The sequence below is a fragment of the Thermogemmatispora sp. genome (assembly GCF_019683755.1).
In the GTDB taxonomy this organism is placed as follows: Bacteria; Chloroflexota; Ktedonobacteria; order Ktedonobacterales; family Ktedonobacteraceae; genus Thermogemmatispora.
In genome coordinates this window covers 1-8,782 of sequence record NZ_JADGHT010000191.1, presented here as the reverse complement: position 1 = coordinate 8,782, position 8,782 = coordinate 1, and the positions used below count along the sequence as shown (strand labels likewise).

Sequence of the window (8,782 nt, the reverse complement as noted above, 5' to 3'; positions counted from 1 at the left end):
GGTTATTCACTGCTACCGGGGGCGGGAGCCGACTACTGGGATTGGCCAGTCCCCCCCTCCTTGCCGATGCGAGCAGGCCAGTCCCTGCTCATCTATGCGAAAGAGATCGTCAGTCTGCCGCAGCAAGCAATACTCGCTGCCGCTGTGGCCTCGGGTTAGCCTTCCCCTGGTCCCCCTGTTGCTGGCAAGACTGTTGCAAATGTCAGCGGCAAGGCCTTGAAACCGCGGAAGACCATTGACGGAAGGCGCTCAACCTCCTGCGTTTCTAGGCGCAGTTCGGGCAAGCGTCGCAGCAGCGTAGTAAAGGCCACCTCAGCCTCCAAACGGGCCAGTGGGGCCCCCAGGCAGAAATGCGGACCATGTCCGAAAGCCAGATGGCGATTATCAGCGCGACGAAGATCGAGCCGATCAGGCTCTGGAAACTGCTCAGGATCACGATTCGCTGCGCCGAGCACTGTCAGCACCTCCTCGCCGGCCTTGAAGCGTCGCCCAGTCCAATCCACATCGGTCTTAAGGCGGCGCGAAGTCAGCTGTACCGGGCTATCGTAGCGTAAAAGCTCCATCACTGCCGTCGGGGCCAGACTAGGATCATCTCGCAGCAGTTGAAGTTGCTCAGGATGCTGTAAAAGAGCATAGAGGCCGTTCCCAAGCAGATGGGTAGTAGTACCATGACCGGCGGCAAGCAGCAAGATGCAATTCCCAAGCAGTTCCTCCTCAGTGAGGCGGTCCCCCTGCTCTTCAGCCATAATGAGTGCCTGCAGTAGGTCATTGCGCGGAGCCTTGCGCCGCTGCTCAATCAGACGCCGGAAATAGTCGAGAAACTCCGCAATACTGCTGAGCGTCTTCAGAAGCTCCTCAAAACTCAGATCGCTGCCGTCCAGAAGCCGACCGAAATCCTGGGTCCAGGCAATGAACTGCTGGCGATCCTCGGCTGGCACACCCAGCATTTCAGCGATCACGATGGCTGGCAGTGGATAAGCAAAATCGGCAACAAACTCTATACGTCCCTGGGGCTGTATCGCGTCTAGCAACTCATTGACGAGACGTTGCACGCGTGGCCGCAAACTTTCTACCATACGTGGTGTAAAGGCGCGTGCCACCAGACCGCGGATGCGCGAGTGATCAGGGGGGTCGAGAAAGAGCATCTGCCGTGAAACAGCGCGCAGGGCCGGCTCCAGCTGAGGGCGTAGCTCCTCGGGCATCCAGGCTGTCTCTAGCGTGCCCCAGGCTGAGGAGAAGCGCGGATCACGCAGTACAGCTACCACATCGGCATAGCGTGTCAGCACCCAGGCGTTCATCTCTTCATCCCAGTAAATGGGATCGCGCTCACGCAGACGGTGATAGAGGGGATAGGGATTGGCCAGGTATTCTGGCCGTTGGACATCGCTTAAGGTGAGACGCTGGCTATCATTCTGGTACTTTTGCATCGTCGTTGCTGCTCCTTGCAGACCAGGCTGCTACTCTCGCAACAGAAACGTGAGAAGTGACAGACCGGACGGCGATCAGGCCTACCTGGTAATCACGATTAGCGTGCTGCCTTTCAGATCCTGAGGAAGAGTCTGTTCACTCCTGCTCTACTTACCCTATCACAGCGCTCGGGACGAAGACAATCTACGTCTCGCCGGCGGTGGCAAGGCTTTGCTAGCTATCCTGGCCGTGCTCCTACCGATATCCCAGGCAGAGGAGACAGAGTCGTCCTCTTCAATCAAGCAGCCGCCTATGGAGAAATCTTTATCGATCGCACCCGGCATTAACCAGATCTTGACAGATCCCTGCTCTCCAAAGGCGATATATGTCAAGTATAATACAGTACAGCACTTTGAGGGGAATCATGCGGGTCTTGCTTATTGGGGTGGATGGCTTGACGTTGCGTATTGTGAAACCGCTGATGGCGCAAGGACTGCTTCCCCATCTGCGGCAGATCTACGAGGGGGGAACGCATGCCCTGCTACAGGCCCCGTTGCCGCCAGCGGCAATCACACGCTGGCAAGCCATCGTCACCGGTCTTCCGCCTAAGCGGCAAGGCCTGATTCCGGGCTATGATGGATGTGATCGCTGTCTGCTCCAGGTCGTGGCCTCACCTCCAGTCTCGCTCTCCTCGCGCCATCAGGAGCAGGAGGACGAACCGTTATGGAATCTCCTCAGCGCCTGGGGACGGCGTGTCATCGTCGCTAATGTGCCCGCAACCTACCCGCCTTGTCCCATCAATGGCATCATGCTCAGTGGCCCTCCAGCACCGGCATTTTATGCCGGCCTTACCTACCCGCCTGATTTTGCCGTCAGGCTGCTAGAAGTCATCCCGGACTATCAGCTCATGCCCACATGGCGCGGAGTGGCCTCCTGGTTCAGGGAGCCCCTGGCGGAGATTCGGCGCCTTCTGGAAGAGCGCCGAGCTCTGTTGAACCTGCTACTACGCGAAGCGTGGGACTGCTGTCTTTTTGTACTTCAAGAAATCGATTTGCTGCAACATCTTTATTGGGATCGTATACTCGATCTCCACAGTGACGTTGTTGCCTGCTATGTCCTGCTGGATGAACTACTTGGGCAGGCACTGGCAGCCTTACAACCTTCCGATCTCCTGATTCTGCTCTCGCCCTATAGCTTCCAAAGCATCAAACGCACATTTCATCTCAAAGAATATCTGATGCGTTATACAGGCGAGTTTCTCAGTCCCAAGGCGGGCAATCCCAGCAGTCAAGGGGTCGCCGGAGCCGGCAACTGGAGAGGAATAGACCCCTGGCGGGTCTGCGGGTTGCGCCTGCTGTCTCAGCGATTGCTTCCTCTTCCGGCGCGGCGGCGCTGGCGAGCTGCCCACCTGGACGGCTCCTTGGCAGAGCAAGAGCCTGCTGGGCCGGTCCTGGCGAACAGACCCTTCTCGCTAATGCCGGCCTCATCCCCATTGGGAGGCTATGCCAGCATCGCTCTTGCCGACTACCTGACAGAGAGGCACATTGAAGATCTCATCGCGGATCTACAGGCGCAGGTTGACCCAGTGACAGCCTATCCTGCCATCGGAGACATCTACCGTGAAGAAGCCTGCGCTACCGGTGGAACATCAGCACTACCGGCCAAGCCGAGACGCCGTCTCATGCTTCTGGCTCACGATGGAGTTTTGCTCTCCCAGGCCACGGGGCGTCGACACGTATGGAGTGCCGGAACACCATACTGTGGTATGCATCATCCCGATGGGCTGCTCTGTCTTTACGGGGCAGGGCTGGCACGAGCCGTACTCAAGCCCGTCTCTGCCTACGACATTGTGCCGACCGTTCTAACCGCGCTCAAGGTTCCGGTGCCTGCGCACCTCAGCGGGCGCCTGCTTCTTGGCAGCGGGGCGCCCCTTGCAAGCCCCTCCTCGATATAGTATCATAGCTAATGAGCTAATTTATCAGTGATGTCTAGCTACGATTGCTATCAGGATAGCGATAGCAGCCTCGAATTGCCTGAATGGCCGCAGCGGTGGAGGCCGAAAGGGCCGAGCAGTATGCCGCTGCCTCTATTTCTCTCTGGGTGGGGCAAGCCGTGGTGGTGGAAGCTCAGCTACAAGAGCATGCACCGACTCGCAACTGCCAGGCTGGTGCAGGGAGCTTTTTGCGCCTTTCGCGTAGTAGAAGCATCCCAAGGAGGGCAAATACTGGCTCTCAGAGCGAACAGAAACTCCTGCGCCTTGGCTGTCTGGCGAGCGAGTTGCCGAATCATAGCAAGCACAAGGTCTATACTAGTAAGCTCAGCTGTCCCTCTGGGCAAGTCTGATCTCGTCCCTCTGGGCCAATCAGCTAGCGAGTAGAAAGGTTGGCGGCCTCTGTGATAGAGTTGAGCAAGATTCGCGTCGGCAAGCCTTCTCTGAAGCAGCTTTTGGTTGGCGGCCTGGGGAGCGTCATCGGAGTGGCGGGATTCATCCTCACAGTAGCAGTCTATGTAGTAGAAACGCTGATCCGTCCTAAGAAGATCGTTAGCTTTGCGGACCTCTACAAGATTTCTCCATTTGAGCTTGAGCTGCCTGCCGAGGCAGTGACCTTCCCGGCGCCCAACAGCGACCACATGGTCAACGGCTGGTACATTCCATACCCGGGGGCCACGACGACCATCCTGGTCTGTCCTGGCTATCGCTCGGGCATGGCCGATGTCCTGGGCATGTGTGCCCATCTCTGGAAAGCTGGTCACAACGTGCTTGTCTTTGAATATTACGGACATGGGCAGGAGGTCGGCAAACCAGTTACCCTGGGCTATCGCGAGATCAACGATTTCATGGGAGCGGTGGCCTATGCCAAAGAGAGGGCTCCACAGGCGCGCTTAGGAGTCATTGCCTATTCGATGGGGGCTGCAGTAGCCATTATGTGCAGCGCCCGCTGCCAGGACGTAGAAGCCATTGTCGCTGACAGCTCTTTTGCCACACACTGGAGCGTCATCGACTACAACGTTCATCGCGTTCTACACTTGCCCGCCGCTCCCTTCACCTGGGTCGCCGACTACCTACTCTGGTGGCGCGCGGGCTACCGTTTCGACCAGGTGGCGCCATTGCGTGATATTGGCAAGATTGCACCGCGTCCCATCCTCATCATCCACGGCGGCAAAGATTCGCTAGTTGACCCGCGCGATGCGCCACTCCTTTACGAGGCGGCCGGTGACCCAAAGGAGCTATGGATTGTACCCGAAGCTGACCACTGCGGCGCCTACTTCGCCGACCGGCGTGCCTATGTCAACAAGGTGCTCTCCTTCTTCGAAGAGCACCTAAAGAAGCCGCGTCCTCGTCTGCAACTGATCGAAGGCGAAGGCGCAGGAGCAGTGCTCCCACGTTCCGCGCAGCCGATGGCGGAAGAAGTGACCGATCTATCGGAAGCTAGCTAGTTAGCAAGCTCCTGAGACAGCGAGCGTTCCTGCGGCTCGCCGGGGGCTGGTGGATAGCTCAGCGTCAAAATTTCTCCATCTCGGGCAGCCCGTGCTGCACGAAAGACGCGCCGGGCTGCTTTTTCTGCGCTGGAAGGATCATGAATCTTAGGGCTAAAGTGAGTGAGCAGCAAGGCGTGAGCCCCGGCCTCCTTAGCCAGGCGGGCAGCTTCCTCTGCCAGCATATGCGCATGAGCGCGTGCTAGAGGCAGATCTGTAGGATCATCGTACATACTCTCGCAGATCAACAAATCGACGTCATGAGCGAAAGCAGTGAGCCTGGCTGTGGGACGTGTATCAGTAATGAAAGCCAGAGAGATACCCCGTCGCGGGGGGCCAAGCACCTGATCCGGGGTAATCAGCCGCCCCTCATACTCGACACTTTCGCCGCGCTGCAGGCGAGACCAGTACTGGACAGGCAGACCCAGCGCCTGAGCACGCTCCACCTGAAATTGAGGACGGCGGGGCAACTCCAGACGGTAGGCCAGGCAGGGCACCCCATGCTGAGCGGGGGCGCAAGAGCCTTGCAGTCCCCCAGGCAGGGCCAGCCGCTCACCTCCCTGTAGCTCCTCTATCTGCAACGGGAAAGGCAGCTCACCTGCAATGCGTAACAAACCCTCAACCACATAGGTCGTCCCAGGCGGTCCATAGAGCAGCACCGGTTCCGTACGTCCAGCGTGAGCGACCATAAAGAGCACCCCTGGCAGACCGGCCACATGGTCGGCGTGCATATGGGTTAAGCAAATAGCTCCGAGCTGGCGAAAGCCCCAGCCCAGGCTCTTCCAAGGGATCTGCGTTCCCTCACCGCAGTCCAGCAATGTCAAGGTGGCGCCACAGCGCACCAAAACGCACGAAAGCCAGCGTCCCGGCAAAGGCATCATCCCACCTGTTCCCAGCATGCAGATGTCAATCATCGCTCGTTCGCACTCAGAGATTTTTCTGGTAGGCCCAGGCCAGCCCAAGAACAAAAAGAGAGATTACCAGATCGCTACTAAGTGAGAGTGTCACCACGATGAAAGGGAACCCAGAAATGACCATCACCGTGGCCAGCAAAAGCCAGAAGATCAGCAAGGCAGCTGCCAGATAGGCGAGGGCAGGAATCCGCCGCATAGCTTGCATCCTTTCGCGCCGTTTCCCTCGTATGGTAGCACGCCTGACAGGCCTTTGCAACCAGCATAACAAAAGCGCTGTACCCAAACTGAGGTCATGCCACAATGCCCGGCCACGCCCTATAGCCTTCTCTCTCCCCTATCAGGGCGCACAGCTGCTGTGATATTATCAATCTGCGGAAGTCTGGTTCCAAGCAAGTGAGAACCACATAGTAAGGAGCGGGCGTTTCCGTGAGAGTGATTGATCGCTTCCATCCCCAAAGACGTCACGAGCTCCAGGCGGCTCTCGATGCTGGCCTGGCGCTGCTGCGAGGAGAGGTCTCCCTACTAGAGCCGCCATTGCTCTATCCCCTGACACTGCTCAGTTTGCTCCTCTTGTTGATTGGACTGATAGGCTTTAGCGCCCTGGCCCTGCTGGCCCTTGCCTGGCGTGCTCTCCCTGGCTGGTCCACAGGTAGCATCGATGGGCTGCAGTTGCTCATCTGGATCGGCATCAGCAGCGCCATCTATCTGGCCCTGCTGCCCCTCCATGAGCTGCTGCATGGACTGGTCTTCCGCTTCTGGGGAGGAGAACCCTATTATGGCCTGCGTTTGCCCGTAGCTCTCTATTGCGGAGCGCGTAACCAACTCTTCCGGCGCAACCACTATCTACTTGTGGGGCTGGCCCCTTGTTTGGTCTTGTCCTTGCTCCTGGCTCTGCTCATGTTCTGCTGGCCAATGACGGCTCCCTATCTGGTGCTGGCTGGGGCTGGCCATCTCTCCGGCTGTGCCGGCGACCTGCTGGCGATCTTTCTGCTCCTACGCTATCCATCCCACCTCTGTGTTGAGGATACCGAACTGGGCTTCCGCATATGGGAAATTTTCCCCCATCAGCTCGACCTCAGCACCACGGCCCGGACAAACTGAGGCATACTATGCAGCAGGGACAAAGACGCACCGGGAAGGGGCAGGTAGCTGACCATCGTGCCCACTCAGGCGACTTTGCACCCGAGTATCTATGTGCGATGTGAGCGAATAGCGATTATGCCAGAACTACCTGAGGTTGAATATACTGCTCGCCAGGTGCGAGCTGCGCTTGTTGGCGCCTGCATCATTGAAGCGCAGGTCTTCTGGGAAAGAAGCATTGCCCGGCCCGATAGCGCCACGTTTTGCCAGATAATCGTCGGACGGCGCATTGAAGGCGTGCGCCGTCGCGGCAAATTATTGCTGCTGGATCTCAGTGGCGACTATCTCTTAACCATTCATCGGCGCATGACTGGTAACCTATTGGTGTTGCCTCCGGGCTGGCGCCTTGACTGTCACCTCCAGCAGCAAGATCGGGCACGGTGGGAGCGCCTCGGGCCGGCCTTCGTCAATGAAGAATATCAGTGCCGCTGTCAAGAGCCAGCCCAAAAGGTGCAGGAGGAAACCCTTTGTCTGCAGCACGATCAGCCATTCTACTGTCGTGTCTGTTTCACTCTTGCCGATGGGAGGCGCTTGCTCTACAACGATCTGCGCAAATTTGGAAAGCTGGCCCTCTGGCCCCGCGCCCAAGAGGCTGAAGCACTAGCAGGTTTGGGCCTTGAGCCGCTGGCCCCCGACTTCACAAATGAGCGGCTATGGCAGCTACTCCAGGGAAAGAAACGGCCAATAAAACAGGTACTGCTCGAGCAAACGCTGATCGCCGGCCTGGGCAATATTTATGCAGACGAAGCCCTCTATCTGGCGGCCATCCATCCACTGCGCCGAGCCGACACCCTCAACTTTGAGGAGGTGGCAATCTTGCGCCAGGCTATCGTTGCCGTGCTCCAGCTTGGCATCGAGCATGGAGGAACCTCCTTCAACGACTATCGCGGCCTCTGGGGGGAGGCCGGAAGCAACTATGCTCACATGCAGGTTTATCAGCGCACAGGCCAAGCCTGTCGACGCTGTGGTACGCCCATTCAGCGCATCATCGTTGCCCAGCGGGGCACGCATTTCTGTCCGACCTGCCAGCCAGCACCTTACTGAGGCGTAAAGAAAGCCGGGCTGCAGCGCAAGCTGGCCGGTCCTCCAGGGATATTAGTAAAGGTCACATCGACCGTCGCTGGCACATTGCGCGGCTGGCGACCAGCCAGAGGGAGAGTAAAGCGCACATAGCCCCCCTGATCGCTGGTCGGCTGCTGTGTCAGCGTCAAATCGCCGCTGCTAAAATGAACCACTGCCGTTGCGGTTGCGCCTGCCACGCCCTGGAGATTTTTGGTCAGGCGGGCGTAGATTGTGATCACCGCCGTGGGAGTAGGAGCATTGTTCGAAGCCCAGGCGCCGCAGCGATAAGGTGGCTCGGTGGGAAGGGGGGAAGTACTCGCCTGGAAAGCGGGATTAATGGTCACCGTTGCTGCGGGCGAGAGCTGATTAGCCGTCGGGCCGCAGGCGCTGAGTAGGAGCAGCCAGAGCATAGCCAGCCCCGCGAGCAAAATACCCAGGCCCATATGCAAAGATCTGCTCATAAGCTTATCCCTCAGAACTTCTCTCACAAGGCATTGTCGTGATCCTTCCAATGTGGGTGGAGTGCACCAGAGCGCCAAAAAAAGCGCGAGCTAGCAGCGACCCTGGTTGACTCGCTTGTTGCGGCACACTCAGCTCTCCTGCGGTCTTCACTCTATACTGACAGGCAGGATACATCTGAAACGGGCGTCTGGCAAGTCCGAGGATAAGGGGCTGGCCCGACTCTCCCCTGAGCGTGCTTCAGGCTCTCTGCTGACAATAAAAGATAAATTCTTGTTATCACGTGAAAATGCAGAGGAAGGATACTTGCAGCAAGAATGTAG

The 8,782-nt window shown here is 58.1% G+C and carries 8 protein-coding genes; 4 read left to right on the top strand and 4 right to left on the bottom strand.

From position 1 onward, the window contains the following. Positions 1 to 155: 155 nt before the first annotated feature. Entirely contained in the window at positions 156 to 1,427 is a 1,272-nt protein-coding gene (locus IRZ24_RS12750) for a cytochrome P450 (protein WP_297164826.1), read from the bottom strand. A gap of 404 nt (positions 1,428 to 1,831) precedes the next feature. Between IRZ24_RS12750 and IRZ24_RS12745 the strand changes: the two genes are divergently transcribed. Together IRZ24_RS12745 and IRZ24_RS12740 are read left to right on the top strand one after the other, a co-directional pair. Beyond that, positions 1,832 to 3,361, top strand: a complete 1,530-nt coding sequence (locus IRZ24_RS12745; RefSeq protein WP_297164824.1) for an alkaline phosphatase family protein — start codon at positions 1,832 to 1,834, stop codon at positions 3,359 to 3,361. A gap of 440 nt (positions 3,362 to 3,801) precedes the next feature. After that, a complete protein-coding gene (locus IRZ24_RS12740; RefSeq protein WP_297164822.1) occupies positions 3,802 to 4,845 on the top strand; it encodes an alpha/beta hydrolase in 1,044 nt (347 codons plus the stop codon). On the opposite strand, the gene IRZ24_RS12735 is transcribed toward IRZ24_RS12740, so the two are convergent. Then, on the bottom strand, positions 4,842 to 5,798 hold the full coding sequence (locus IRZ24_RS12735; RefSeq protein WP_297164820.1) for a ribonuclease Z: 957 nt from the start codon (positions 5,796 to 5,798) through the stop codon (positions 4,842 to 4,844). The genes IRZ24_RS12740 and IRZ24_RS12735 overlap by 4 nt on opposite strands. A 13-nt stretch (positions 5,799 to 5,811) precedes the next feature. Further along, complete coding sequence (locus IRZ24_RS12730; RefSeq protein WP_297164818.1) at positions 5,812 to 5,994, bottom strand: hypothetical protein; 183 nt, start codon at positions 5,992 to 5,994, stop codon at positions 5,812 to 5,814. A 230-nt stretch (positions 5,995 to 6,224) separates the two neighbouring features. On the opposite strand from IRZ24_RS12730, the gene IRZ24_RS12725 reads away from it, so the two are divergent. Both IRZ24_RS12725 and mutM read left to right on the top strand, forming a co-directional pair. After that, entirely contained in the window at positions 6,225 to 6,899 is a 675-nt protein-coding gene (locus IRZ24_RS12725) for a DUF3267 domain-containing protein (RefSeq protein WP_297164817.1), read from the top strand. 117 nt (positions 6,900 to 7,016) lie between these two features. Further along, positions 7,017 to 7,982, top strand: coding sequence for a bifunctional DNA-formamidopyrimidine glycosylase/DNA-(apurinic or apyrimidinic site) lyase (gene mutM / locus IRZ24_RS12720; protein ID WP_297164815.1), 966 nt, complete (start codon positions 7,017 to 7,019; stop codon positions 7,980 to 7,982). Here the strand turns inward: mutM and IRZ24_RS12715 are convergent. Further along, positions 7,976 to 8,461, bottom strand: coding sequence for a hypothetical protein (locus IRZ24_RS12715; RefSeq protein ID WP_297164813.1), 486 nt, complete (start codon positions 8,459 to 8,461; stop codon positions 7,976 to 7,978). The two genes, mutM and IRZ24_RS12715, sit on opposite strands and share 7 nt — an antisense overlap. Positions 8,462 to 8,782: the final 321 nt, after the last annotated feature.